A 23,826-nucleotide genomic window follows, 5' to 3' on the forward strand; every position below is an offset into this window, starting at 1 on the left:
TTTAGTCAGTCAGACCGCCCGTCTGGCCCAGCAACTCGTCCAGGCGTCCAAGACGTTCTTCGAGTTGCGGACGCCACGCGGCATCATCCGGCGCATTTTCGAGCAAATCCGCCCAAACACCGCGCGCTTGACCAGGCTGGCCAGACCTTAGAAACGCCACCCCCAGAAAATAGGTTGGCGCGGGATTCAGCGGGTTTAGCTTTTCAGCTCGCGAGTAAGAATACATAGCAGCGGGCGTTAACGTGCCGTCTGCATGTTCTATCAATGCATTGCCTAGAGCCAGCCAAGCTTCTGCATCATCGGGTTTTTCTGTGACTGCATTGCGCAACATATTGGCTGCATCCTGATGCTTACCATTGCGCGAAAACGCATCGGCCGTGACCACAAACCGACTTGGCATCATGTCCGGATCGAAAAATTCCCGGCGCGCCTCAATCATCGCGAAATTGCTTTCTCCTTCGACCGGATCGGTAGTTTTGGGCGCTCCGGAATAGCCCGGGTTGCCTTGCAATGCATATCCGGCAAGGCCGAACAACATCGCGGCGCCAAAAATGGACCAAGCTGATTTTGGCAGCTTTAACACAAACGCAGCGATCAAGAACGCGGTGACGCCAAGCGCGATTAACGGTATCCAGCTCATGCGGTTTTCCTAAATCGACGCCAAAGAAGCAAAGCTGCGATCAATAGCAACATCAGCGGGACCGCAAATAGCGGCCAAGTCGATTGGCTAATTGTCGGGTCATAACTGACATAGTCGCCGTAACGGTCCACCAACCATGCGCGGATGGCTTCGGGATCTTCGCCGGCGGCAATACGCGTGCGGACCTGATGGCGCATATCGCCAGCCATAGGTGCATCGCTGTCGGCAATCGACTGGCTCTGGCATTTAAGGCAACGGAGCGTTTCCATTAGGCCTTGAGCGGCTTCTTCCTGCTGGGTATCTGGCAATTGCTGGTAAGCAAGAGGTGCGGGTGCCAGTTGCTGTTGAGCATTCGCCGCGCTTAACGCAGGAGCCAACAGTAACGCCGCCAAAATACTCAACACTGCCCGTTTCATTGACCTGCCTCCGCAAGGGCTTGCAGCAACATTGGCACATGCTCTGCGCGAACGTCCCCAATATGTTGGTATGTAATGATGCCATTGCCATCGACCACAAATGTCTCCGGCACGCCAGATGAACCGATGCTCAGCTGCACCTCGGACAAATCATCCGCGCCGATCCGGCTGTACGGGTTGCCATAGGTCGCCAGAAATCGGGAGACGTCCGCGGGACGATCGCGGATGGCCACGCCGACAACCTCGGCACCTTGCGCCCTTAAGGCTTCAAGATACGGTGCCTCCGCGATGCAAGGGACACACCAGCTCGCCCAAATGTTGAGCAGCTTCGGCTTGCCATCCCTCAAATTGGCAATCGTCAGGCCCGGCCTCTCATCATGTGCTGGACGCAAAGCGAAATCGGGCACCGGTTTGCCAATCATGGTGCTAGCGATGAATTCGTCCTTGGGCTGCGTTAATTGATACGCAGCAAGGCCGCAGAAGGCCGCGAATAGCCCCAAGGGGATCCAGAAGGTCCATCTTGTCATACCTCAGCCTCTTCGAGCTTTCGCTCGGCATTTCGAGACTTTGCAGAGCGCCGCTTCAGGTCGGTCCTCAGACGGCCAATCAACGCAAGCAAACCGCCCAGTGCAACCAAGATGCCGCCGTACCAAATCAGGGTCACAAACGGCTTCCACCACAGTCTCAGCTGCCAGCGTCCATCGCTCGCCTGATTGCCGATCACTGCATAGAGTTGGCCATTCCAACGAGTCGCAAGCGTGCTTTCGGTGGTTTCTTGCGGCGGAGCCCAGAAGTTGCGCGACTGCGGACGCAGGTCGATAGCAGCCCCGTCACCATATTGGGCCGATAGACGCCCCTCAATCGCAGTCCAGTTAGGCCCTGCAACCGGTGCGACTTGATCGAGCACAACTGTCCAAGGACCAACCTGCGTGCTGTCACCCACTTCGACTGCGGCCAAGCGTTCTTCCGAAAACGCAGATTCGCTCGCCATCCCGAACAGCGCGACAGCAATACCAAAGTGGGCAATTACCATGCCCCAAGTCGCGGTTGGCACACGAAGCAAATTGCGCCCCCGAAGCGGTAGGAAACTACCAATTGCAAGGCCAATCGACACCGCCAAGCCAAGCATCGGCAACCAGCCATAAGAGCCGAGCACCAGCACGAGTGCCAGCACAGCCAACATTATTCCTGCGACCATCGCCATTGGCAATTTGACGCGATGGAAATTGTCGTTGCGCCAACGCAGCAGAGGCCCAACTGCCATCACCATCAGCATTGGAATGACAAAGATCGCTCCAACCGGATTAAAATATGGTGGCCCAACAGAAACCCTCACATCGAAGGCTTCTGTAAGCAGGGGATAGAGCGTGCCGAGCAGAACAATGCCAAGGATTGCGCTGAGCATAACGTTGTTAAAAACCAACGCGCCCTCTCGGCTTGCAATCGCGAACCGCTCCCCTTCTGCAACAGTACCTGCCCTAAGGGCGAACAGCAGCAACGCGCCGCCGATATAAAGCGCGAGCAGCACCAAAATGAAGGAACCACGTTCAGGATCAACGGCAAAGGCGTGAACGCTTGTCAAAATACCCGAGCGGACCAAGAAAGTGCCGAGCATCGACATCGAGAAAGCCACCACGCCCAGCATAATCGTCCAAGCGCGCAACGCATCACGGGCGGCCAAAACACTGACCGAATGGAGCAAAGCGGTCGCAGCAAGCCATGGCATCAATGATGCGTTTTCGACCGGATCCCAGAACCACCAACCGCCCCAACCAAGCTCATAATAAGCCCAATAGCTGCCCGCGGTTATGCCGAGTGTAAGGAATATCCACGCGCCCAGGACCCATGGACGCATCGCCCGGGCAAAATCAGGCCCGACTTTACGGGTGAGCAGAGCGCCAACCGCAAAACTGAATGCAACGGACAGGCCAACATAACCGAAATACAAAGTAGGCGGATGAAATGCCAGACCGATATCTTGCAATAGCGGGTTCAGACCCATTCCCTCAATCGCTGGCTGCGGCAGGCGCTCGAACGGGTTACTGCTAAGTAAGATGAAAGCGTAAAAACCCATAGCGACAAACGCTTGCGCGGCCAAGGTCGCCATCATTGTCTTTTCTGGCAGACGGCGTTCAACCAGCCCAATCAAACCGCCTGCCATGGCCATTACGGTAATCCATAGGAGCATCGACCCCTCATGGTTGCCCCATGCCCCGGCCAGTTTGAAAATCATCGGTTTGTCGGAATGCGAATTGGTTGCGACCAGCTTTACTGACAGGTCTGTAACGGCAAACAGATACAGCAGCATCACGAACGAGAATGCAGCTAACACGCCTTGGATAATCGCCGCAGGCCGTACAAGTTTGGCCAAATCACTTTCAGGATCGCGTTGCGCAACCGCTCCGCCAACCAATTGCAACACAGCCAGAGCAGCGGCAATCCACAGCGCCGCAAGGCCCAACTCAGCAATCATGTGGTCTGCTCCGCAGGTATCAGGGTTTTATCGGGTGCGTGCTGATCCATGTCCTGCAATTCGCGCGGTACGTAATTCTCATCATGCTTGGCGAGCAATTCGTCAGCGATGAACACACCTTCTTCATCCATACGGCCATCTGCGACCACGCCGGACCCTTCGACAAATAAATCTGGCAGTATTCCAGTGTAGCGCACATCCACAGTCGCGCTTTCCTTGTCGGTCACGACAAAGGCCACGGTTATCCCATCTTCAAGCGTGTTCAGCGACCCTTCTTGAACCATTCCGCCCAAACGGATGGCTTGACCCACCTCGGGCGGATCAGCTGCGATTTGACCAGGTTCGTAGAAGTAGTTCGCTTCGCTTTGCAAAGCATAGGCAGCCAGAAAACCGGCGCCAATAATAGCGGCCAAGGCGACCACAACCAATATCAGCCGTTGATGCTTGGCCTTCATCGCGTAACTCTTGGGATCGGTCATTTGCGCTTTACCTTATCGCGGCGTGCTTCGGCCCGGCGCATAGCAATCCAGCTCCACACAGTCATTGCCAAAGTCCCTATGATGCCAACTGCATAGCAGGCAATCACGAAGTCCCATTGATCCAGATTTTCACGCATCACTTTGCGCCCATCGCTTTGCGGCGCAGACGGCCTTCGGTTTGCATATCAGCGAGCAAAGCACGCATTCTCGCCAGTACTACGCCGCCAAACAGCAGCGAGAAGCCAACCACGGCTACCAACAACGGAAAAAGAAACTCCGCATCGATTGCGCTTTTTCCCATGGTAATGCTTGGCGGTTGGTGAAGCGAATTCCACCAAACGACCGAGCGGTTGATAATCGGAATGTTGATCGCACCGACCAGTCCAAAGATCGCTGGAATCTTGCTCGATCCACCATCGCGGCTGACGGCCTGTGAAAGGGCGATATAACCGACATAAAGGAAGAGAAGCACTAGCATCGATGTCAGCCGCCCGTCCCAGACCCACCAGGTTCCCCAAGTGGGCCGTCCCCATATTGAACCGGTGACAAGACAGATTGCGGTAAACACCAAACCCGGCACTGCTGCAGCACGCGCGGCTAGGCTTGCCAACGGATGCCTCCAAACCAAATACACCAGGCTTGAAATTGCTATTGCAGTCCAACCGCCCATTCCCAGCCAAGCGGCGGGAACATGAATGAATAGAATTCGGACTGTTTCCCCCATCAATCTGTCAGGGGAGACGAATAGAAGGCCCCAAATTAACGCGAGAGCAGACAGCACCAAGCCGCTTCCAAGAAGAAGCGGTGTCAACCATCGCGCCAGCGACAGGAATCGTTTGGGATTGGCAAAGCCGTGCATCGTTTGGTCCGGGGGCAGTCTTGGCACCGCAGGACGGCGCTCGCAAGCCTGCGAATCGGACTATTTATTCAACGCCCAATCAGCTTTTGCGCCATCCGGTCCGCGACTGCGTCCGAGGATACGCCGGAAGACTCGCTTTCACGCCAGATTTCCTCAAGCCTGCCCGGTATTTGAGCGATCCGCTTGCGAACTTCATTGATGTCGCATGGGTCGCCATCACGCTTGCAAATATACTCCATCGCCACACTGATGATGCCACCCGCGTTAATTACATAATCGGGCGCAAAGAGGATACCTCGCTCGGCAAGCATTTTGCCATGCCCCTGACGCGCCAATTGATTGTTCGCCCCGCCAGCTACAATCGGTGCGTCGAGCCGGGCTATACCGGCATCATCCAAAATCGCACCGAGCGCGTTCGGACTGAATACGTCACAGGATACGCCCATAATCGAACCAGGTGCAGAGAACTCTCCGCCCAACTCGCCGGCCATTGCACGGGCGCGGTCTTCGTTGATGTCGGACAGAGTTAATTTGGCACCATCATGTGCCAGCAAGCGCGCAACCCCGCCGCCGACGCTGCCAATGCCTTGGATTGCGATATGGACACCCGATACTGATTCTTTGCCCAACTTGTGCTTCACAGCCGCTTTGATACCGAGATATATACCCATCGCGGTGAATGGGCCGGGATCACCACCAGCGGCATCCTTACCTGATACAGGCAGGCCCGAGACGTAATCGGTGCGCTTTGACACCACGACCATATCTGCTTCGCTGATACCGACATCTTCAGCAGTGATATAGCGTCCGGCCAAACCATTTACCGTGTCGCCGAAAGCGGCAAGCATTTCTTCGGTCTTGGACTTGTCTTTGCTTGCAAGAATGACCGCTTTGCCGCCACCCATCGGAAGCCCGGCCATCGCGTTCTTATAGCTCATGCCTCGGCTGAGTCGCAGTGCATCGCGCATCGCGTCTTTCGGATCGGGATAATGCCAGAAACGCGTACCACCGGCACCAGGACCGAGGTGCGTGGAATGAAGAGCGATAATCGCAGTTAGGCCAGACGCGCGGTCATGCACGAGCTGAACATGCTCATGATCATCATAATCTGCTTCGGTCCAAAAAGCCGTCATCGCGTATGCCCCAACCCAATCGAGGAAGATGTTCGCCGCAAGGGCGTAATATAATTTACGGCAAATCAAGGGGGATAGTGGGGCGACCGAGGGGTCTCGAACCCCCGACCTCCGGTACCACAAACCGGCGCTCTAACCAACTGAGCTACGATCGCCACATATCCGGCCCGCTTTCTCGGAAAAGCCGTGCTGATGGGCCTGTTAAGCCCGCAAGCCCTGCGGTCAAGCCGCTTCCGAGGCGGGCGCGAGCCAATTGCATAGGTTTTGTATTTTGGGAAGCGAAAACTGCGATTATCCAGCTTTCACGCAAGATTGTTACGTCGCTTGCGAACTGCGTGCCAGCGCTTAACACTGCGCAAGTGGAAGATACAGGCGAATCTATAGCAAAGAGACTGGTTGAGCGGAATGGCGTGCAGCGATTCCCATCAGATCAAATCGAGCTGTTGCAACTGCGCGATTTTGTGCCGACCAGCCTGCAGCAAGAATTAATCGCGCTGATCGATGCAGAACGCCGCCCCTCCACCATCGCGGATGATAATGGCGACCAGTACTTTCGCACCAGCGAAACTTGCGACCTGCCGCCTGATAATTTAGCAGTGATGAAGGTTGAAGCACTGCTAAAGGATTTGTCGGGCATCGACCCCAAATACGGAGAGCCGCTGCAAGGGCAACGATATGCCGAGGGGCAGGAGTTCAAGGCCCACACTGACTATTTCTCGCCCAGCGGTCAGGACTTCGAAAAATATTGCTCCGTTGCTGGCCAACGGACTTGGACCTTTATGATTTACCTCAATAAGGTCGAGGCTGGCGGCGGGACACGCTTCAAAGTTCTTAAAAAGGTGTTTCAGCCAGAAGCAGGAAAGCTGCTGTGCTGGAATAACCGGCGCAGCGACACAAGCGTCAACCCGAATACCCTCCACCACGGTATGAAAGTCCGTAAAGGCCTAAAATATATTTTAACGAAATGGTACCGTGAAAGGGAGTGGATTTAAAATGGAAGAGTATGACGAACTAGGACAGCAACTTGCTGAGCGGCTCGCAGCTTTGGTCAAACGCGCGGAAATCATAGAAGATGATTTACGCCAACCACTCAACGATGATTGGGACGAGCAGGCACAAGAGCTTGCTGATGACGAAGCGCTCTCAGGAGTTGACGAAGTTTTACGCAATGAGATCGTACAAATTCGCTTAGCACTGCGCCGTATTGAGAAGGGCCGCTACGGCAAATGCACAATTTGCGGCAAGGATATTGGAATCCAGCGACTAAAAGCGCGCCCGATTGCCACACGCTGCATAGAACACGCAGTTTAACGAACTGGGGATAGACCAACAAAAAAGGCGGACCTTTCGGACCGCCTTTCTCTATTTCCAAATAAGCCAAGCTTACTTCTTGAGGCTGAGCCCGCCGAACCGCTTGTTAAATTGCGCAACGCGGCCGCCTTCTTGAAGCTGCTGCTTGCCGCCGGTCCAAGCAGGGTGGCTGGTCGGGTCGATTTCGAGAGCGAGAGTGTCGCCTTCTTTGCCCCATGTGGATTTAGTTTGGAATTCAGTGCCATCAGTCATTTTGACATTAATGGTGTGGTAGTCTGGGTGTCCGTCGGCCTTCATGGCATATATCCTTTATGCATGTGGACCGGTACCGACCGGACCTGCAATGAAATGAGAAGCGGCGCGCTTAGTTGGTCTAGCATTGGAAAGCAAGACCATCTGCGCTGTGCTTCTCGTTTTTTAGTCCCTCAAACACCGGACCGAGCGCTCCCGCATTCCCTAGCTTCGCTCTAATGGGCGACGCGGGGATAGGGCGGCATCCTAAGCGAGCAAATGCGACCACTGGCGCTTGAGGCTAATCAAAGCGCTCCAAAAGCTACGCTTTCGGCGGATCAGCAATCATGGCGGTAAATTCGCACTCGCTGGTCGTTTTGCCTTCGACGCTTGCTCTGCCCTTAAATTTATAGACTCGGCTGCGTTTTTGCAGGAATTCAACTTCCAGATCCAGCAAACAGCCTGGTGTTACCGGCGCACGGAACTTTGCTCCGTCGATGCCCATAAAAAACACCAGCTTGCCGGTTCCTGCCAATTCCAGCGTTTCAATACCAAGGATGGCAGCGGCTTGCGCCATGGCCTCAATTTGCAGAACGCCAGGCATAATAGGTGCCCCAGGGAAGTGGCCCTGGAAGAATTCTTCGTTAAACGTTACTGCTTTAACCGCATGAATTCGTTCACCAAGTTCAAGCGATTTCACCTTGTCCACTAACAAAAGCGGATAGCGGTGAGGCAGGGCCTTGAGCACCTTTTGGATGTCGTAAGCGAATGGCTCGCCTGTTTCGTTGCTCATTGCCCTGCCCTCAAGGTGGATTATTTAACGGCCAGTCGGTGCTGGTTGCGCCGGTGCGGGAGTTGCTGCTGCAGCCGCTGCTTGGGCTTGCGCTTGCGCTGACATTAGTACCTGCTGAACCTGTTGAAACAGAGCCACGGATTGCTGCGCTGGCTGCCAATTTTGTGGCGGAGTGATACCCACGTTCGGTGCCAGCGCATTGAGCGCCGCCACCACTTTATCGCCGATATTAGCTTCCGGCTTTGCAAAGCGTACCGCATCGGGAGCGAAAACAAGCTGGATGTTCTCCTTCTCGATCACTTGCTGGGCCGCGGCACCATACTGGATAAGAATTTGCTCAACTGCGTAAACGCGAGCCCTGTCGATCTGGTTTTGAAGTGTAGACACCTCAGTTTCAATTTGCTCGATTTGTCCGGCTTGCGGAGTGCCCTGCGCTGCAGTTAGCTCTGCCTCATCGATATTTCCATCGCTGTTGGTATCCAACTGCTTTAGCAATTCTTGAACCTGTGCATCGCGCTGCTGAATAGTAGTGCGCTGGACGGAATAAGTCGTTGCAATCTGCTGATAAGCAGATTGGAATGCCGCTGCCTTTATCACAACTTCGGTCGGGTTAAGCACTGCGACCTTGCCGGTGACCTGGGCAGCTACCGGTGAAGCGGCAATCGCCAAGGCAGAAAAACCTATTGCAGTCACGGATTTAATCAGAGTTTTCATTAGAATTGCGTTCCTACGTTAAACGAGAATTTCTTTGTATCGTCGCCCGGCTCTTTCTTAAGCGCGTGAGCAAAGTCGATCCGGAATGGACCAAATGGTGAATTCCAATTCACACCGAGACCTATGGTCACGCGTGGTGCCGCACTATCTCCAAGGAATACCTCCTGGAAGGGATCAATCGTGCGGTTTAGCGGCGACAAGGGCTGGTTGTTAGAATCAACTGTGTCGGTTGTGGACGATCCGTTTTCGCCAATGAAAAGTGGATTGCCGCTATTGTCACGGAGCTGAAATGACAGTCCAGTTGGGAACGGGCTTTGCTGCAGCTGCGGTGCCTCGACATTGAACAGCGCACCAACGTCCATAAATAGCGAAGGACGCAATCCTAGTTCACGGGCACCGGACCCAAGCGGAATTTCAAGCTCTGCACGGCCTAGGTAATACGCATTTCCGCCAATCGCATCATCTGCGATCCGGTTGCGATCAGTGATGAGCAAGCCTGTCGGGTTATTCGGATCAACGCTGTCCGGGTCGGCAATAATTGGTTGCCGAAGAACACGGGGGCCTACCCCGCGAATATCGAATCCGCGGATTTGAGGTTCTCCCAAGAAGAACCTATCAGTCAAGCGTACCTCGTCACCGCCGTAAGGATTGATCACGCCACCTTCAGCGGAAAGCGAGAGAATGAAGTTATTGAAAACGTTCCAATATCGGGTCGCCTTGCCTCGCGTTCGGATATAATTGACCGAGCCGCCCAATCCCGCGACTTCTGTTGTTAAGGACACGCTGAGGCCGCGTGTTGGCCTGAAACGATTGTCCAGATTGTCAAAAGCAAGCGTCGCACCCAGAAGAGAGGTTGTCCTCTTACCGATGGCATCGCACAGGAAACGACCTGCGATCAGTGGCTCACAGGTCCGGACCCCATCACCGTCCAGATCAGCAAAGAACTGGTTTTCATCCAACGATACGTCATCTAAATTAAGCGTGTAACTGCCGACCAATGAAAGATATTCTGACAATGGCACACCAACGCGTAACGAGCCGCCGGTTGTCGCCTGCTTAAACGTCGTGTTCCGGTCATTATTCGTGAAGTTAAAGCTGCTGAAATCCCGTCGGTAAAGATCAATACCTGCAGAGATATTCCTGTCGAATACGAAAGGTTCGGTGAAACTCAGGTTGAACGAACGAGAGAAGCGCGAATAATTGACGCTGGCGCCTACCGTCTGGCCCCGCCCACGGAAATTACGCTGACGGATCGAAGCGGACAAAATGAAGTTCTCAATCGATGAGAAACCAGCCGACAGCTGCAATTCACCGGTTGGCTGCTCTTCGACATTCGCCTCCAGAATAATCCGGTCTGGTGCGCTGCCTTCCTTCTGCTCAATTTCAAAGTTCTCTTGGAAAAAACCGAGTGACTTTATCCGGTTGGCAGATCGCTTCACACCGATGGAGTTGAATGCGTCGCCTTCCGATAGGCGGAATTCACGGCGAATAACCTTGTCTTGCGACAAAGTGTTCCCGTTGACGTCAATCCGCTCAACATAAACGCGCGGTGCCTCGTTCAGGATGAACGTAATGTCCATCGTGAGCGATTCCTTGTTACGGTTAAACTGCGGCCTCACATCAGCGAAAGCATAACCGAAGGTGCCGGCTAATTCGCTCAATTGTTCAACCGTGTCTTCGACCGCCTTTGCGTTGTAGAAATCGCCGTTCTTCATCGGCAGGCGCGCGCTCATTGAATCGCTGTCAAAATCACGGATTTGACTGTCGACGTTGACGTCACCGAATTTATACCGCTCGCCTTCTTCCACCACATAGGTGATGATGAAGTCTTCCTTGTCCGGCGTGAGCTCCGCGACAGCAGATATCACCCGGAAATCAGCGTAACCTTCAGTCAGATAGAACTGACGAAGCTTCTGTTGATCAAAAGCCAAGCGATCAGGGTCATAGCTGGTATTTGAACTGAAGAAGCTGGTGAAGCGCGCTTGCTTGGTCACCATTTCCCCGCGCAACTCACCGTCGGAAAACACATCGTTACCGATGATGTTGATCTGCCGGACCTTGGACTTAGGACCTTCTGAAATTTCATAAACCACATCGACGCGGTTTTGGCTAAGCTCGACGATTTTCGGCTCTACCGTGGCCGCAAAACGACCCTGACGCTTGTACAATTCGACGATCCGCGATGTATCAGCGCGCACTTTTGAACGAGTGAAAATCTGGCGCGGTGCGAGCTTGATCTCAGGGACGATCTTATCGTCCTTGATCCGGTTATTGCCCTCAAGGATAATCCGGTTAATCACCGGGTTCTCCACCACCTCAATTATGACATCTCCATCATTATTGCGCACGCTTGCCGTCGCAAACAGTTCGGTCGCGTAAAGCTCTTTCAAAGCTTGGTCGGCTGCCGCTTGCGTATATTCCTGGCCGGAGCGCAAGGACATATAGCTGACGATTGTCAGAGGCTCGAGCCGCTGAGCGCCAATCACCGATAGCGATTTAATTATATCGACTCTCGGGGCTTCCGGCGCGGCCACTTGCGTCTCACCCGGTTGTTCGCTGTCCTGGGCAAATGCCATCAGCGGCATAGCGCCAAGCATCACTCCGCCCAAAATTGTTCCGCAGCGCAAAGCCAGCGCATATCGGCGACTATTAGGCAAATAAGTTTCGCCGCGCATTTCCTGTCCAATCATAGACACGGTTTTCCCGTCCAATCAAAATTACTGTTCTGCGCCAATTGACCTGCGGGCCAAGGCGCTCTTCGCCGCCCTGTGCCCTATGCAGTGCCCCCAATCAAGCAGTGTCAGAACCCACTCCCCTGCGGAATTCTAGTGCGATGCGGCTAGCTCTGGAAAAATGGCAGAGAAACCACGTCATTTATCGTCACGAATATCATCAGCATCAATACTAACGCCACTCCCATTCGGTAAGCCCATTCGGTACCGCGTGCACCCGCTGGCTTGCGGCGTACCGCCTCAACCGCATAAAATGCCAGATGGCCTCCGTCGAGCGCGGGGATTGGCAGCAGGTTGATGAATGCCAAATTAAGCGAGATCAGCGCAGCAAAGCTAATAAAGGTCGGCCACCCGAGACTTAGTTGTTCGCCTGAGTATTTTGCAATTTTTATTGGGCCACCCAATTCACGCACTGATCGGTCGCCGGTTACAATTTGGACAATGCCGGTAACCATCATCCGCATCAGACCGGCCGTTTGGTCAAATGCTAATCCCACAGCCTCTCCCACGGCGACAGGTTCGCGCCGTTGTTCAGCTGAATAAACCCCGATCCGACCGACCCGGGCTTCATTCCCGAAACGATCGCTCTCAGTTACGTCGCTTATCTTTACGGGCAACGTTAACGCCGCGCCGCTGCGTTCGATCGTAATGTCGATTTCCTTGCCGGGATACAGAACAATCTTTTCAACGACTTCGTTGAATTGATAGACATTGTCCCCATCAATCGCGACGATCCGATCGCCGACTTTCAGGCCAGCTTCTTTCGCGGCCGACCCATCGGAAAACGACCCGACCACATTGGTCTGCGCTGCGTCCAAAGTCACCACTTTGCCATAAATCATATTGAAACCGGCAAAGATCAGAACCGCGACGACCAAATTGGTCACCGGACCCGCCAGAACAATTAGCGCGCGTTTCCACAACGCGGCGTGATGGAAATTACCGTCTTTTTCTTCAGGTGCCAGATCATCCAGCGCAGCCGCATCGGGGATGCTGGCCGGATTCATGTCGCCTTTGAATTGAACATACCCGCCAAGCGGGAGCATCGACAATTTCCAGCGCGTACCATGCTTGTCGTTAAATCCTGCCAACTCTTTACCGAAGCCGACAGAGAAAGCCTCTGCCTTCACGCCAAAGAACCGCCCGACAAGATAATGTCCAAGCTCGTGAAGTGTCACAAGCGGGCCGAGCACAAGCAGGAAGCCGACAGGCCACATCCAAAGAGGAACAGATTCAAACAATTCAGGCAATCTCCAAAATTTCAGCGGCCCTTACCCGGGCCCTGCTGTCGACCGCCATCACTTCTTCAAGTGTAGTCGGCGCGGCCTCTATATCGCGATCCAGCGTTTGCGCCACTGTTGCCGCGATACGGGTGAACCCGATCTGACCCGCGAGGAAGGCGGCGACCGCCACTTCATTGGCAGCGTTGAGCGTAGCCGGAGCCGCCCCGCCTGCATGCACCGCGTCGCGCGCCAGTTTGGTCGCCGGGAAACGCTCCTCATCCGCCGCAAAGAACGACAATTGGCCGATTGCTGGCAAACCAAGCGGTTCGCAGCCGGTTTCCATTCGTTTCGGCCAAGCGAGACACGAGGCAATCGGTACTTTCATGTCCGAGGGGCCAAGCTGCGCCAGCGTGGAGCCGTCGCGATATTCGACCATCGAGTGAATCACGCTCTGCGGGTGAACCACAATCCTGAGGCGGTCCAGCCCAACCGGAAACAAATGATGCGCTTCGATGAATTCAAGGCCCTTATTCATCATCGTGGCCGAGTCGACGCTGATTTTCGCGCCCATATCCCAATTAGGATGCGCGACAGCTTGTTTGGGCGTAGCGGCCTCAAGCTTGGCCTGCGTCCATTCACGGAACGGACCGCCGCTGGCTGTGAGCGTGATCCAGCGGACCTCCGCGATGTCATTGCCCTGCAGGCATTGGAAAATCGCATTATGCTCGGAATCGACCGGCAGCAGCGTCGCGCCATGCTTGGCGACGGCGGCGGTCATGACTTCGCCAGCCGAAACCAGTGCTTCTTTATTGGCGAGCGCGATGGTGCCACCCTGCTCTATCGCCGCCATCACCGGAGCTAGGCCTGCACAGCCGACGATTGCAGCAACGGAAATATCGACAGGGCGTGCTGCTGCTTCACACAACGCCTGCGCGCCGCCAGCCGCCTTGATATTGGTGCCGAACAAAGCCTCGCGCAATTCGTCGAGATATGCCTCATCGCCGACGACCGCGATTTCAGCGTTAAACTCGATTGCGAGCTTTGCCAGCTCCACCGAATTACAATTCGCTGTCAGAGCAACGACCCGCCATTTATGGTGCTCGCGCCGGATCAGGTCGAGCGTTGAAGCGCCCACAGACCCAGTTGCGCCGAGAACGGAGAGGGAGCGGGTCATGAAGCTATCAGCCCGACAGCCCCGATGACGAATGTGACAGCCACAAGCCCATCGACCCGATCTAAAACACCGCCATGTCCGGGAATCAGGCGCGAGGAATCTTTCATTCCAGCGCGACGCTTGAGCCAGCTTTCGAAAAAGTCACCGGATTGGGCAATTGCAGCGATTATTAGTCCTACCACTATTGCCCAAACCAGCAGCTCAATATTCATAGGATAGTCCGCGAAATGGCATCGGTCATCAAAACCACTTGGAAAGCCCGGCGTCAGCGATTCACATATGCGACTCTGATGGCTTCCTGCAAAAAAGAACACAATAGAGGCGCCTACAGAGCCTCCAATATAACCAGCCCATGTTTTTGACGGACTGATTTTCGGCGCAATCTTTGGACCACCAATTGTCCGCCCGAAAAAATATGCAAAAACATCAACAGCGGCGACAATCCCAATTAATTGAGCAACTTGGTAGCTAGGTAATCGCCCAAGCGTTACTGCAGCGAGACCAAAATAGATTACGCCAAAGCAAAAAAGCGCCCCCCCTAGCGCGCTTTTAGCGCCGAATGCTTTTACCACCAATCTCAGGTACTCAAGTAGAGCAACGCCAGTCACTATTAGAATGAATAGTAGGAGGGCATTCCCGCCCCGAAGAAGCGCAAAGCCGCATATTACTAGCATCACAATTGCCGACGCAAACCTTACCGGAAGGTCGGACTTCTTTTTGGTCGCTTCACCGTCCGCCAAAACGCCGCTCCCGGTCAGCGAAATCATCGAGCACCTGCTGCAAATGTTCGGGCGTGAAATCGGGCCACAGCACATCGACAAATGCCATTTCCGCATAGGCGCATTGCCACAGTAGGAAGTTCGACAGGCGTACTTCGCCGCTTGTACGAATTAGAAGATCGAGCGGCGGGAGGTCAGCTGTGTAGAGGTTCGCAGCAAGGCTCTCCTCGGTTACTTCACCTTGCACCGCAGCCTTCGCCGCAGCCTGCACAATTTCTTGCTGCGATCCGTAATTCAGCGCCACCGCCAGAATGCGCGATCCGCCGGAGGTTTTCTCCAGCGCATCTTCAAGCTGCGCGACAATGTCGGGCGCCAAGGATTTGTAATCGCCGACAATTTTCAGCCGGACATCATTGGCAATAAATTCGGGCAGATCCGATTTGATAAATTTGCGAAGGAGATTCATCAGATCGCCGACTTCTTCCTCGGGCCGTTTCCAATTTTCCGACGAAAACGCATAAAGCGTCAGGCAATCGATCCCCATCGATTCAACGCTGCGGACCAGCTTGCGAACTGCCTCGACACCTTGCCGATGCCCCATCGCGCGCGGCAAATGCCTGCGCTTCGCCCAGCGTCCATTGCCGTCCATTATAATGGCGACGTGCTTGGCGTGGTTTTCAGAATTATCCGACATCAAACGAACCCGTTCGGACCAAGCTTGTCGAAGCCCTGCCCTTCTCCCTTAAACTTCGCCCATGACGTAAAAGCACCCCTCCGACAAGCTCAGGGTAGGCGCAGGTGCGAGGGAATGCCCTCACTGGGTCATGATTTCTTTTTCTTTGGCCTCAGCAGCGGCGTCACATTCAGCGACAAACCGGTCAGTCAGTTTCTGGACATCATCCTCGTGCCGCTTGCGGTCATCTTCGGAGATTTCCTTCTTCTTTTCGTCTTCCTTTAGCGCTTCCATTCCGTCGCGGCGCACATTGCGGATCGCGATCTTGGAATTTTCCGCGTATTTGCCGGCAAGCTTAGCTAATTCCTTGCGGCGTTCCTCGGTCAGATCGGGCATTGGCAGGCGCAAAGTCTGTCCATCAATCATCGGATTGAGGCCAAGATTGGCATAGGCAATCCCCTTCTCAACAGCGGCCATATTGGCCTTGTCCCATACTTGCACGGTTAGCATGCGAGGCTCTGGCGCGGACACGGTTGCAACCTGATTGAGCGGCATGTGAGCCCCGTAGACATCGCACACAACGGGGTCGAGCAATGTCACATTGGCACGTCCTGTCCGCAGGCCGCCAAGATCGCTCTTGAGTGATTCAACTGCGCCGTTCATGCGCCGCTCAATGTCGGCTTTGTTGTATTTTGCCATTTTAGGCTTCCTCTCTAACTACTGTCTGGACGCCTTCGCCATCGATCACGCGCACAATATTGCCCTTCTCCCGAATTGAAAAGACCACAATCGGAATGCTGTTTTCGCGGCAAAGCGCGACCGCGGTGGCATCCATGACTTTCAAATTGTCGTTCAGCACGCGGCTGTAGGTAATCTCGTCGAAACGTTTCGCATCGGCGTTCTTCTTGGGATCACTGTCATAGACCCCGTCGACGCTGGTGCCCTTAAGCAGCGCATCGCAATTCATTTCTGCCGCGCGCAGCGCAGCACCGGTATCAGTGGTGAAGAAGGGATTGCCAGTGCCTGCCGCGAAAATCACGATCCGGCCTTTCTCTAGGTGGCGCTCTGCACGGCGGCGAATGTAAGGCTCGCATACTGATGACATGGGGATGGCGGACTGTACCCGGGTTGGCACCCCGGCCTGCTCCAACGCATTTTGCATCGCGAGCGCATTCATGACCGTGGCAAGCATTCCCATATAATCGCCGGTTGTTCGGTCTAGACCCCGTGCAGCACCGGCCACGCCGCGGAAGATATTGCCTCCGCCGATCACCAGACAGATTTCCAGGCCGGTGTCCTTCGCCGCCTTCACTTCCTCAGCAAGGCGCGCGACATAGGCCGGGTCAATCCCGTAATCCTGCTCGCCCATCAACACCTCACCTGAAAGTTTGAGCAAGACTCGGTTGTATTTGCGGGGCGAAGCTTGAAGGGTCATGGGAAAAGGAGAATCCATCTGATTTCGAGTTGCGGAATGCCTTAGCCGCACTGCCCCCAATCGCAAAGCGCCGATGCGCGCAAAAGGAAAGCCTGAGAAAGCAACGCGGAGAAAATTGAAGCCGCGCATTTTGCTTGTGCTGCTGTTACTGTGTGCAGCAGGTGTCGCAGTGAAAGCTGAAGACGGCACAATGGCTATGCCGTCGGTCGAGCATACGGCCTTCGGGCTCAAAAACTATCCCGACAATGCTGTACCCTTCACCATCGCACTTATTACCGAGTTCCATATGGCCGGACCGTATATACCGCCTGAACTGCTTGAGATAATTGTCGGCCAGATCATCCATTCAAAGCCTTAGGTTTGCGTGATAGAAGCAAGGCCAAAGGATTCCTCTGAAGGAGCGGGAGAGGCGAGATGTTTAAGAAGTTTGCAATTGGTTTGGTAGCAATCGGCGCGATTGGTGCTGCCTTGGCTCTGCTTTTCCAACAGCAAGTCGGGTCGGCCATATTTGAACGCGCGGTAGAACAGCGCAGCGGGCGTGACAGCATGGCGAGCCTGGCGGACGGCCTCCATATCGGCATGTGCGGTACAGGATCGCCGTTTCCCAATCCTGACCGCGCCGGCCCATGCAATATAGTGATAGCGGGTAATCAGATGTTCGTGGTCGACATTGGCGAAGGCGGTGCGCGCAATCTTAATTTGATGGGCATTCCGCTGGGCAAGCTCGACGGGGTGCTGCTGACCCATTTCCATTCAGACCATATAGACGGCATGGGGCCGTTGATGCTGTTTCACTGGACGCAGGGCACCGCGACAGCGCCCCTGCCCGTTTACGGCCCGCAAGGCGTGGGCACAGTGGTCGACGGATTCAACCAAGCCTATTTGCTCGATCACGGATACCGCATCGCCCATCATGGCGAGGCAATCGTCCCGCCAACAGGCGGGGGCGCGGCGGCCATGCCCTTCACGATTGGCGCAAATTCAGTTGTCCTGCTGGAAAAAGATGGACTCAAAATCACCGCTTTCCCCGTCAACCACACACCGGTTTCGCCCGCAGTGGGCTTCCGCTTCGACTATAAAGGACGCTCAATCGTGATCAGCGGAGACACCGCTAAATCCGCCTCTCTAGAACGCGCAGCCAGCGGCGCGGATTTGCTGGTGCACGAAGCTCTCGCGCCCAATCTGGTGAACAATATGACCATCTCGCTCGACAAGGCAGGACAAACCAACACCGCGACAATCACCCGCGACATTCTCGACTACCATGCCTCCCCAGAGGAAGCTGCAGAATCGGCTCAAGTCGCGGGCGTGAAGCAGCTTGTGCTCAGCCACCTCGTCCCGCCTATCCCGAGTGCGTATTTCTATCCAGCGTTCCTCGGCGATGCGGCCAAAAAGTTTGATGGCCCGATCACCGTAGGAGAAGATGGCATGTTCTTCAGCCTTCCTGCTGGTGGAAAGGAGATTCAAAAGCGAACTCTCTTTTAGCGCATTTGCCCTTGTGTCACCGGAATCAAATGTGTCACCGGAATCAAAACGGGCAGAGTGACCAAGTCACCCTGCCCGCGCTAAATCATACTATCCAGTTGCTTAACCGCCAACAGCAGCCGCAACCTCCGCTGCGAAGTCGCTTTCTTCTTTCTCAATGCCTTCACCAAGTTGGAAGCGGACGTAATCGACCAGAGTGATTTCCTTGCCAGCATCTTTGCCAGCATTGGCAACCACGTCTGCAATCGCCGTTTTGTTGTCCATCACAAAAACCTGGCTGAGAAGTGCGTTTTCTTTGGCGAATTTCTTCACTGCGCCTTCAACCATTTTTTCCTGAACGTTCTCAGGCTTGCCGCTTTCAGCAGCTTTCTCTGCAGCAATCGCGCGCTCGCGCTCAATCATATCTGCGTCGAGGCCGTCAGCGTTCAGAGCTTGCGGGAATGCAGCAGCAATATGCATTGCCAATTGCTTACCCAAAGGCTCAAGCACGTCAGCGCCGGCTTCGCTTTCAAGCGCAACCAGGACACCGATCTTGCCGAGGCCTTCTGCAGCCGCGTTGTGGACGTAAGGAACGACAACGCCGTTCGTCACAGTCACGGTTTTCATCCGGCGGACCTGCTGGTTCTCACCGATTGTCGCAACATTGTTGGTCAGCTTTTCAGCAACGGTTCCGCCAGTCGGGTAAGCCGCCGCCTTCAAAGCTTCAACATCATCACCATCGACGCCGAGGCCTGCGGTGGTGGTGCTGCGAACGAAGTCCTGAAACTGCTCGTTCTTCGCAACAAAATCGGTTTCGGAGTTCACTTCGACAGCAACGCCGCGAGTGCCCTCAACAGCAACGCCAACGAGGCCTTCTGCCGCGGTGCGGCTTGATTTTTTCTGTGCAGTGGCGAGGCCCTTTGCACGAAGCGCGTCAACCGCTGCTTCGATATCGCCACCAGCTTCAGTCAGCGCCTTCTTGGCATCCATCATGCCAGCGCCGGTTTTCTCGCGCAGTGTTTTAACGTCAGCGACTGAAATTCCAGCCATTGCTTTATCCTTTCAAAATTTGCGGCGCCGGAAACTACCTGAATGGTTGACCCAAGCGGTAGAATATCCGGCGCGCTAGATCGCGCCTGCTTAGTTGCAAATGTCGCGCGAATATGATGCCCGAATGACCGGGCAGGAAAATTATGCTTCGACCGGTGGCTCTGCCATCGCGCCTATATCAACGCCTGAATCAGCGACATTACCGCCTTTGCCTGACATCGCAGCTTCAGCAATCGCATCGCAATACATACGTACGGCGCGGGCTGCGTCATCATTTGCTGGAACAGGGAATGCAATGCCCGAAGGATCAACGTTGGTGTCGAGAACCGCAACAACCGGAATACCCAATACGTTGGCTTCCTTAATTGCGAGTTCTTCCTTGTTGGCGTCGATCACGAACATCACTTCAGGGATGCCGTTCATATCACGGATACCGCCTAGCGAAAGCTCAAGCTTGTCACGCTCACGAGTGAGCTGAAGGATTTCCTTCTTGGTCAGACCCGAGATTTCGCCTGAAAGCTGCTCTTCAAGAGTTTTCAGGCGGCGGATCGAACCGCTGATTGTTTTCCAGTTGGTCAGCATTCCGCCAAGCCAGCGGTGATTGACGAAGTGCTGGCCGGAACGGCGCGCTGCTTCAGCAATAGGCTCTTGCGCCTGACGCTTGGTTCCGACGAACAGAACTTTTCCGCCTGCGCGGGTTGTCGACTGAACGAATTCGAGAGCGCGCGCGAACAGCGGCACGGTCTGCGAAAGGTCGATAATGTGAACACCGTTGCGCGCGCCAAAAATATATGGCTTCATCCGCGGATTCCAGCGGTGTGTCTGGTGGCCGAAATGCGCTCCGGCCTCGATCAATTGCTGCATTGAGACGGTAGGTGCCGCCATAAGTAAATTCCTTCCGGTTATGCCTCTGAAAAGCTGGAACCGTGAGGTGAACCCTCTGCGGCACCGGTATGTGTGCTTTCCATGTGGATTTCCGCCTTTCCGAACGACCGATTATCGACCGTCTTCGTTGCGGATGCGCGCCCATAGCGCTGTCTGATTCAAAAATCCAGACTCAATTCGTCGCGAAAATAAGGACATCCAGCGCAGAACACGCTTGACACCTCGGAACAAATAGAGAACAAAGGTTCAAGCGGTGGAACAAATTTCGTCCTCCGCATTTTATACCACGATATCCACAGGCTCTCAACAGGCTTGTGAACACCGTTAGAGACGAATTTGAGGTATTCCAAATGATTGCATTCACCCTAGTCGCACTGTTCGGAACAGCTGGCATTTTTGCAGCATTTTCGTTGGCTGAGAGCGCGATCAAGGGCGTTGCGGCTTACAAAAAGCTGAGCCGCGAAATGCGACGTGCCAGAGCTACCCGGCCAGCTTTGATTTCAATCTCAGAAAACGCGGCGTGTTCGCAGCGAGTTGATCCAGCAAGCCTTCCCCGCAACATCCGTCTGCACAGCCGGAAATTTCGAAATACAGCTAGTCCGGCAAATTGCTCGCAGCGTTTGCCCGCTGCCGCTTGATCTTGCTGTAGCGAATTACACCAAGCGGCATCAACGCGAGGTAACCGGCGCAAATTACCGACAGGGTCCACCACGGCTCCATCAGCAATGCGGTAAATAAGAGTCCGATAAAGGCGATGAGTTCAAGCCGAACATTCCGCCTAGGCCGTATCGATGTCCAACTCAGCGTCGCAATGTTGGAAATCATCAGAAATGCGATCGCCAGCATCCACGCTGCGTTGAGCCACGGGTCGCGGAATTCAGCAAAGCCCGTCGCCATCCACAAATAAAATGGCAAGAACGCTACACCAGCAGCAACCGGCGCCGGAATTCCCGTTAGAAAGCCGGCCGACTTATGCGGCTGCTCGTCGGTATCGATCTGAGCGTTGAAACGCGCCAGACGCAGCGCGCAGCAGATCGCAAATGCCAGAGACGCGAACCAGCCAACTCTTGGCAGGTCCTGCAGCGTCCACAAATAGAAAATGATCGCAGGTGCCATTCCGAAAGATAGCGAATCGGCCAAGCTGTCTAACTCAGCGCCAAACCGCGATTGCGCCTTCAGCAGACGGGCAATACGACCATCAATACCGTCAAGAACGCCAGCAAGAATAATCGCCAAAATTGCCGCCGACCAATCGCCAGATATTGCAAATTTGATCCCGGTCAGGCCAGAACAAAGCGCTGCTGCTGTAATCGCATTAGGAACCACCGCGCGAAGCGGAAGCCCCTTGATCCGGCGCCCCGTAAACGGCGTTTCATCCTCTGCTGACTTCGGGCCAATACGTGGATCTTCGTCATGCTTGGGTTCTACGCTCATTGGGAAACGCCTTCTAAAAGTTTCTGTTCGCCCAATTCCGCGAGCACGGTTTCACCTGCTATAGTTCTTTGGCCCAGCATCACTTTGGCGCTGGTGCCCGCCGGTAGATAAACATCAACACGGCTGCCGAACCGTATCAGCCCCACACGCTGTCCGCTGGCGACCATATCTCCCGGTTTGACAAAGGGGATAATCCGGCGTGCAACCAGCCCTGCGATCTGGGTAAATCCGATTAACAGGCCATCGCTGCGTTCAATCAATATATGTTGGCGTTCATTTTCGTCGCTGGCCTTGTCGAGGTCAGCATTCAAGAACCGGCCGGGAATATAAACCAATCTTCGAACCGAACCGGAAATCGGCGCACGGTTGATATGCACATCAAACACGCTCATGAAAATCGATATCCTGGTCACCTGGCCCGGAATCAAACCGGGAGCGCCCGTTCCATCCTCACCGATCAATTCTGCCGGTGGGTCAACCTGTGTAATCATAGACACTTGCCCGTCAGCGGGAGAAATTATCGCCCTATCATCTTGAGGGACAACGCGTTCGGGATCTCGAAAAAACGCAAGGATACCGGCGGTTAACCCAGCCAAAGGCCAACCGATGATGCCTACGCCAAATAAGAAAAACACCGCTGCAAGTGCACCCGCAATCGCGCCGAACTTACGGCCTTCGGGATGAATAGAGGGCCATTGCCAGCCCGCTTCACCGCGCCCCTGATTGTCTAGAAGATCACCTGCCATTGGTCCCATTTAGGGCCTTGAGCGTTTTGTCACAAGCCACTGGCTCGATTCAACCCATTGGCCGGACTAGCCCACTTTGCGGACAAATACCGTACCTGCTGAATAGCCAGCACCGAAACTGCAGATCAGCCCTGTATCGCCATCCTTCAGGTCGGCACCATGTAAATGGAATGCGATAATCGAACCAGCGCTCGACGTATTGCCGTATGAATCAAGCACAGTCGGGCTCTCATCCTCGTTCGCCTCATGTCCTAGAACGCGGTGCGCGATCAGCCGGTTCATACCGGTGTTGGCCTGGTGCAGCCACATCCGGCGCAGTCCAGTGGGATCGATTTCCAACCGCTCTGCCTCGTCCACAATCATTTGTGCGACCATCGGGACGACTTCTTTGAAGACCTTGCGCCCCTCCTGAACGAACAGTTTGTCCGCGTTACCAGCGGTTTCAGGGTGAGCACGGTTTAAAAAGCCAAAATTGTTGCGGATGTTGTTGGAAAAAACCGTCTTCAGCTTGGTGCCTAGAATATCCCAATGCTGCGCTGGCGCGATAGACGAATCTTCGACCAGTACCGCCGTTGCGACATCACCAAATATGAAATGGCTGTCCCGGTCGCGCCAATTGAGATGGCCACTGGTGATTTCCGGACTCACCACCAAAACCGAGCGCGCATTGCCCGAGCGGACATAATCCGCAGCCGTTTGAATGCCGAAGGTTGCAGACGAACACGCAACATTCATATCAAATCCAAAACCATCGATTCCCAGAGCCTGCTGGATTTCAATCGCCATCGCCGGATAGGCGCGCTCCATATTCGAGGCTGCGCACAGAACCGCATCGACATCTTTCGCGTCGCGGCCGGCGCGTTCCAAAGCTTCCTTGGCGGCAATCACCCCGATCTCAGCAAGAACCGAGATTTCATCATTGCTACGTTCCGGCCAACGTGGGGCCATTGTATCGATGTCGAGGATCGGGGCTTTCGACATAACGTGCCGTGCCTTTATGCCGCTCGCTTTCTCGATGAATTCTACAGAACTGGCGGACAACGACTCGACCTCGCCGGCGGCAATCGCATCTGCGTTATCGGCATTGAACTTCGCCACATACGCGTTGAAGCTTTCGACAAGTTCCGCGTTGGAGATGCTCTCCTGAGGGGTGAACAAACCGGTCGATGAAATTACAGGGTGATGTGTTGGTTGCATGGCTTTCCCACTACTGCGCCAAATGCCCAGCGGCAAGATTCAAGA

The 23,826-nt window shown here is 54.6% G+C and carries 27 protein-coding genes and 1 tRNA gene; 4 read left to right on the forward strand and 24 right to left on the reverse strand.

All coding sequences use genetic code 11. The annotated features are described in order from the left end of the window. Position 1 precedes the first annotated feature (1 nt). From GRI36_RS10550 to GRI36_RS10585, 9 genes are all read right to left on the reverse strand, one after another. Positions 2 to 640, reverse strand: coding sequence for a tetratricopeptide repeat protein (locus GRI36_RS10550; RefSeq protein WP_160598430.1), 639 nt, complete (start codon positions 638 to 640; stop codon positions 2 to 4). Continuing rightward, the gene (locus GRI36_RS10555) at positions 637 to 1,056 is read right to left on the reverse strand and encodes a cytochrome c-type biogenesis protein (protein ID WP_160598431.1); all 420 of its coding nucleotides are present in this window, start codon (positions 1,054 to 1,056) and stop codon (positions 637 to 639) included. The genes GRI36_RS10550 and GRI36_RS10555 overlap by 4 nt, the downstream gene beginning before the upstream one ends. Next, positions 1,053 to 1,583: a DsbE family thiol:disulfide interchange protein gene (locus GRI36_RS10560; RefSeq protein WP_160598432.1), complete on the reverse strand. Its 531-nt coding sequence runs from the start codon at positions 1,581 to 1,583 to the stop codon at positions 1,053 to 1,055. Before GRI36_RS10560 ends, GRI36_RS10555 begins: the two co-directional genes overlap by 4 nt. Next, positions 1,580 to 3,529, reverse strand: a complete 1,950-nt coding sequence (locus tag GRI36_RS10565) for a heme lyase CcmF/NrfE family subunit (RefSeq protein WP_160598433.1) — start codon at positions 3,527 to 3,529, stop codon at positions 1,580 to 1,582. The genes GRI36_RS10560 and GRI36_RS10565 overlap by 4 nt, the downstream gene beginning before the upstream one ends. Next, a complete protein-coding gene (ccmE, locus tag GRI36_RS10570; protein WP_235902222.1) occupies positions 3,526 to 4,008 on the reverse strand; it encodes a cytochrome c maturation protein CcmE in 483 nt (160 codons plus the stop codon). Before ccmE ends, GRI36_RS10565 begins: the two co-directional genes overlap by 4 nt. Further along, complete coding sequence (locus GRI36_RS13750) at positions 4,005 to 4,145, reverse strand: hypothetical protein (RefSeq protein ID WP_202392161.1); 141 nt, start codon at positions 4,143 to 4,145, stop codon at positions 4,005 to 4,007. Before GRI36_RS13750 ends, ccmE begins: the two co-directional genes overlap by 4 nt. After that, complete coding sequence (gene ccmC, locus GRI36_RS10575; RefSeq protein WP_160599184.1) at positions 4,145 to 4,867, reverse strand: heme ABC transporter permease CcmC; 723 nt, start codon at positions 4,865 to 4,867, stop codon at positions 4,145 to 4,147. The genes GRI36_RS13750 and ccmC overlap by 1 nt, the downstream gene beginning before the upstream one ends. A 68-nt stretch (positions 4,868 to 4,935) precedes the next feature. After that, positions 4,936 to 6,000 carry a Leu/Phe/Val dehydrogenase gene (locus GRI36_RS10580; protein ID WP_160598434.1) on the reverse strand — a complete coding sequence of 355 codons (1,065 nt, stop codon included), beginning with the start codon at positions 5,998 to 6,000 and terminating at the stop codon, positions 4,936 to 4,938. A gap of 78 nt (positions 6,001 to 6,078) precedes the next feature. Then, a tRNA-His gene (locus GRI36_RS10585) sits at positions 6,079 to 6,155 on the reverse strand. A 204-nt stretch (positions 6,156 to 6,359) separates the two neighbouring features. Here GRI36_RS10585 and GRI36_RS10590 point away from each other — a divergent pair. Together GRI36_RS10590 and GRI36_RS10595 are read left to right on the forward strand one after the other, a co-directional pair. Next, the gene (locus GRI36_RS10590) at positions 6,360 to 6,992 is read left to right on the forward strand and encodes a prolyl hydroxylase family protein (RefSeq protein WP_160599185.1); all 633 of its coding nucleotides are present in this window, start codon (positions 6,360 to 6,362) and stop codon (positions 6,990 to 6,992) included. A gap of 1 nt (position 6,993) precedes the next feature. Continuing rightward, on the forward strand, positions 6,994 to 7,311 hold the full coding sequence (locus GRI36_RS10595) for a TraR/DksA family transcriptional regulator (protein WP_160598435.1): 318 nt from the start codon (positions 6,994 to 6,996) through the stop codon (positions 7,309 to 7,311). A gap of 72 nt (positions 7,312 to 7,383) precedes the next feature. Here GRI36_RS10595 and rpmE read toward each other — a convergent pair whose 3' ends face one another. The 10 genes from rpmE to pyrH form a co-directional block, all read right to left on the reverse strand. Beyond that, complete coding sequence (gene rpmE, locus GRI36_RS10600; RefSeq protein ID WP_160598436.1) at positions 7,384 to 7,608, reverse strand: 50S ribosomal protein L31; 225 nt, start codon at positions 7,606 to 7,608, stop codon at positions 7,384 to 7,386. 256 nt (positions 7,609 to 7,864) lie between these two features. Beyond that, entirely contained in the window at positions 7,865 to 8,335 is a 471-nt protein-coding gene (fabZ, locus tag GRI36_RS10605; RefSeq protein ID WP_160598437.1) for a 3-hydroxyacyl-ACP dehydratase FabZ, read from the reverse strand. Positions 8,336 to 8,359: 24 nt separating this feature from the next. Next, positions 8,360 to 9,049: an OmpH family outer membrane protein gene (locus GRI36_RS10610; RefSeq protein WP_160598438.1), complete on the reverse strand. Its 690-nt coding sequence runs from the start codon at positions 9,047 to 9,049 to the stop codon at positions 8,360 to 8,362. After that, positions 9,049 to 11,739 carry an outer membrane protein assembly factor BamA gene (gene bamA, locus GRI36_RS10615; RefSeq protein WP_235902448.1) on the reverse strand — a complete coding sequence of 897 codons (2,691 nt, stop codon included), beginning with the start codon at positions 11,737 to 11,739 and terminating at the stop codon, positions 9,049 to 9,051. Before bamA ends, GRI36_RS10610 begins: the two co-directional genes overlap by 1 nt. A 149-nt stretch (positions 11,740 to 11,888) precedes the next feature. Continuing rightward, positions 11,889 to 12,998 (reverse strand): RIP metalloprotease RseP, encoded by a 1,110-nt coding sequence (gene rseP, locus GRI36_RS10620; RefSeq protein WP_160599187.1) that lies wholly within the window; start codon positions 12,996 to 12,998, stop codon positions 11,889 to 11,891. A 25-nt stretch (positions 12,999 to 13,023) separates the two neighbouring features. Then, entirely contained in the window at positions 13,024 to 14,178 is a 1,155-nt protein-coding gene (gene dxr, locus GRI36_RS10625) for a 1-deoxy-D-xylulose-5-phosphate reductoisomerase (RefSeq protein WP_160598439.1), read from the reverse strand. Further along, positions 14,175 to 14,945: a phosphatidate cytidylyltransferase gene (locus GRI36_RS10630; RefSeq protein WP_160598440.1), complete on the reverse strand. Its 771-nt coding sequence runs from the start codon at positions 14,943 to 14,945 to the stop codon at positions 14,175 to 14,177. Before GRI36_RS10630 ends, dxr begins: the two co-directional genes overlap by 4 nt. Further along, positions 14,905 to 15,591 (reverse strand): polyprenyl diphosphate synthase, encoded by a 687-nt coding sequence (uppS, locus tag GRI36_RS10635; protein ID WP_160598441.1) that lies wholly within the window; start codon positions 15,589 to 15,591, stop codon positions 14,905 to 14,907. The genes GRI36_RS10630 and uppS overlap by 41 nt, the downstream gene beginning before the upstream one ends. Positions 15,592 to 15,711: 120 nt before the next feature. Next, the gene (gene frr / locus GRI36_RS10640; protein WP_160598442.1) at positions 15,712 to 16,269 is read right to left on the reverse strand and encodes a ribosome recycling factor; all 558 of its coding nucleotides are present in this window, start codon (positions 16,267 to 16,269) and stop codon (positions 15,712 to 15,714) included. A gap of 1 nt (position 16,270) precedes the next feature. Continuing rightward, entirely contained in the window at positions 16,271 to 17,005 is a 735-nt protein-coding gene (pyrH, locus tag GRI36_RS10645; RefSeq protein WP_160598443.1) for a UMP kinase, read from the reverse strand. A 73-nt stretch (positions 17,006 to 17,078) separates the two neighbouring features. Here pyrH and GRI36_RS10650 point away from each other — a divergent pair, with 73 nt between their 5' ends. Further along, positions 17,079 to 17,363, forward strand: coding sequence for a hypothetical protein (locus tag GRI36_RS10650; protein WP_160598444.1), 285 nt, complete (start codon positions 17,079 to 17,081; stop codon positions 17,361 to 17,363). Between the two features lie 56 nt (positions 17,364 to 17,419). After that, positions 17,420 to 18,490, forward strand: coding sequence for an MBL fold metallo-hydrolase (locus tag GRI36_RS10655; protein ID WP_160598445.1), 1,071 nt, complete (start codon positions 17,420 to 17,422; stop codon positions 18,488 to 18,490). Between the two features lie 102 nt (positions 18,491 to 18,592). On the opposite strand, the gene tsf is transcribed toward GRI36_RS10655, so the two are convergent. From tsf to GRI36_RS10680, 5 genes are all read right to left on the reverse strand, one after another. Further along, complete coding sequence (gene tsf / locus GRI36_RS10660; protein ID WP_160598446.1) at positions 18,593 to 19,519, reverse strand: translation elongation factor Ts; 927 nt, start codon at positions 19,517 to 19,519, stop codon at positions 18,593 to 18,595. A 141-nt stretch (positions 19,520 to 19,660) separates the two neighbouring features. Beyond that, a complete protein-coding gene (gene rpsB / locus GRI36_RS10665; RefSeq protein ID WP_160598447.1) occupies positions 19,661 to 20,404 on the reverse strand; it encodes a 30S ribosomal protein S2 in 744 nt (247 codons plus the stop codon). A 594-nt stretch (positions 20,405 to 20,998) separates the two neighbouring features. After that, positions 20,999 to 21,838, reverse strand: a complete 840-nt coding sequence (gene pssA, locus GRI36_RS10670; protein WP_160598448.1) for a CDP-diacylglycerol--serine O-phosphatidyltransferase — start codon at positions 21,836 to 21,838, stop codon at positions 20,999 to 21,001. Next, entirely contained in the window at positions 21,835 to 22,584 is a 750-nt protein-coding gene (locus GRI36_RS10675; protein ID WP_160598449.1) for a phosphatidylserine decarboxylase, read from the reverse strand. The genes pssA and GRI36_RS10675 overlap by 4 nt, the downstream gene beginning before the upstream one ends. Positions 22,585 to 22,650: 66 nt before the next feature. Next, a complete protein-coding gene (locus tag GRI36_RS10680; protein WP_160598450.1) occupies positions 22,651 to 23,781 on the reverse strand; it encodes a beta-ketoacyl-ACP synthase III in 1,131 nt (376 codons plus the stop codon). Between the last annotated feature and the right edge of the window lie 45 nt (positions 23,782 to 23,826).

The sequence above is a fragment of the Pontixanthobacter gangjinensis genome, from assembly GCF_009827545.1.
Classification (GTDB): Bacteria; Pseudomonadota; Alphaproteobacteria; order Sphingomonadales; family Sphingomonadaceae; genus Pontixanthobacter; species Pontixanthobacter gangjinensis.

Excerpts from the sequence above, each read along its gene's own strand:
- rpsB (WP_160598447.1), bottom strand. The coding sequence starts at position 20,404 with ATGGCGGCACCTACCGTCTCAATGCAGCAATTGATCGAGGCCGGAGCG.
- rpmE (WP_160598436.1), bottom strand. The coding sequence starts at position 7,608 with ATGAAGGCCGACGGACACCCAGACTACCACACCATTAATGTCAAAATG.
- ccmE (WP_235902222.1), bottom strand. The coding sequence starts at position 4,008 with ATGACCGATCCCAAGAGTTACGCGATGAAGGCCAAGCATCAACGGCTG.
- GRI36_RS10675 (WP_160598449.1), bottom strand. The coding sequence starts at position 22,584 with ATGGCAGGTGATCTTCTAGACAATCAGGGGCGCGGTGAAGCGGGCTGG.
- GRI36_RS13750 (WP_202392161.1), bottom strand. The coding sequence starts at position 4,145 with ATGCGTGAAAATCTGGATCAATGGGACTTCGTGATTGCCTGCTATGCA.
- ccmC (WP_160599184.1), bottom strand. The coding sequence starts at position 4,867 with ATGCACGGCTTTGCCAATCCCAAACGATTCCTGTCGCTGGCGCGATGG.
- GRI36_RS10555 (WP_160598431.1), bottom strand. The coding sequence starts at position 1,056 with ATGAAACGGGCAGTGTTGAGTATTTTGGCGGCGTTACTGTTGGCTCCT.
- frr (WP_160598442.1), bottom strand. The coding sequence starts at position 16,269 with ATGGCAAAATACAACAAAGCCGACATTGAGCGGCGCATGAACGGCGCA.
- dxr (WP_160598439.1), bottom strand. The coding sequence starts at position 14,178 with ATGACCCGCTCCCTCTCCGTTCTCGGCGCAACTGGGTCTGTGGGCGCT.
- tsf (WP_160598446.1), bottom strand. The coding sequence starts at position 19,519 with ATGGCTGGAATTTCAGTCGCTGACGTTAAAACACTGCGCGAGAAAACC.
- GRI36_RS10560 (WP_160598432.1), bottom strand. The coding sequence starts at position 1,583 with ATGACAAGATGGACCTTCTGGATCCCCTTGGGGCTATTCGCGGCCTTC.
- bamA (WP_235902448.1), bottom strand. The coding sequence starts at position 11,739 with ATGATTGGACAGGAAATGCGCGGCGAAACTTATTTGCCTAATAGTCGC.
- GRI36_RS10595 (WP_160598435.1), top strand. The coding sequence starts at position 6,994 with ATGGAAGAGTATGACGAACTAGGACAGCAACTTGCTGAGCGGCTCGCA.
- GRI36_RS10610 (WP_160598438.1), bottom strand. The coding sequence starts at position 9,049 with ATGAAAACTCTGATTAAATCCGTGACTGCAATAGGTTTTTCTGCCTTG.
- GRI36_RS10630 (WP_160598440.1), bottom strand. The coding sequence starts at position 14,945 with ATGATTTCGCTGACCGGGAGCGGCGTTTTGGCGGACGGTGAAGCGACC.
- GRI36_RS10565 (WP_160598433.1), bottom strand. The coding sequence starts at position 3,529 with ATGATTGCTGAGTTGGGCCTTGCGGCGCTGTGGATTGCCGCTGCTCTG.
- fabZ (WP_160598437.1), bottom strand. The coding sequence starts at position 8,335 with ATGAGCAACGAAACAGGCGAGCCATTCGCTTACGACATCCAAAAGGTG.
- GRI36_RS10655 (WP_160598445.1), top strand. The coding sequence starts at position 17,420 with ATGTTTAAGAAGTTTGCAATTGGTTTGGTAGCAATCGGCGCGATTGGT.
- pssA (WP_160598448.1), bottom strand. The coding sequence starts at position 21,838 with ATGAGCGTAGAACCCAAGCATGACGAAGATCCACGTATTGGCCCGAAG.
- uppS (WP_160598441.1), bottom strand. The coding sequence starts at position 15,591 with ATGTCGGATAATTCTGAAAACCACGCCAAGCACGTCGCCATTATAATG.
- pyrH (WP_160598443.1), bottom strand. The coding sequence starts at position 17,005 with ATGACCCTTCAAGCTTCGCCCCGCAAATACAACCGAGTCTTGCTCAAA.
- GRI36_RS10580 (WP_160598434.1), bottom strand. The coding sequence starts at position 6,000 with ATGACGGCTTTTTGGACCGAAGCAGATTATGATGATCATGAGCATGTT.
- GRI36_RS10550 (WP_160598430.1), bottom strand. The coding sequence starts at position 640 with ATGAGCTGGATACCGTTAATCGCGCTTGGCGTCACCGCGTTCTTGATC.
- GRI36_RS10650 (WP_160598444.1), top strand. The coding sequence starts at position 17,079 with ATGCGCGCAAAAGGAAAGCCTGAGAAAGCAACGCGGAGAAAATTGAAG.
- rseP (WP_160599187.1), bottom strand. The coding sequence starts at position 12,998 with ATGTGGCCTGTCGGCTTCCTGCTTGTGCTCGGCCCGCTTGTGACACTT.
- GRI36_RS10680 (WP_160598450.1), bottom strand. The coding sequence starts at position 23,781 with ATGCAACCAACACATCACCCTGTAATTTCATCGACCGGTTTGTTCACC.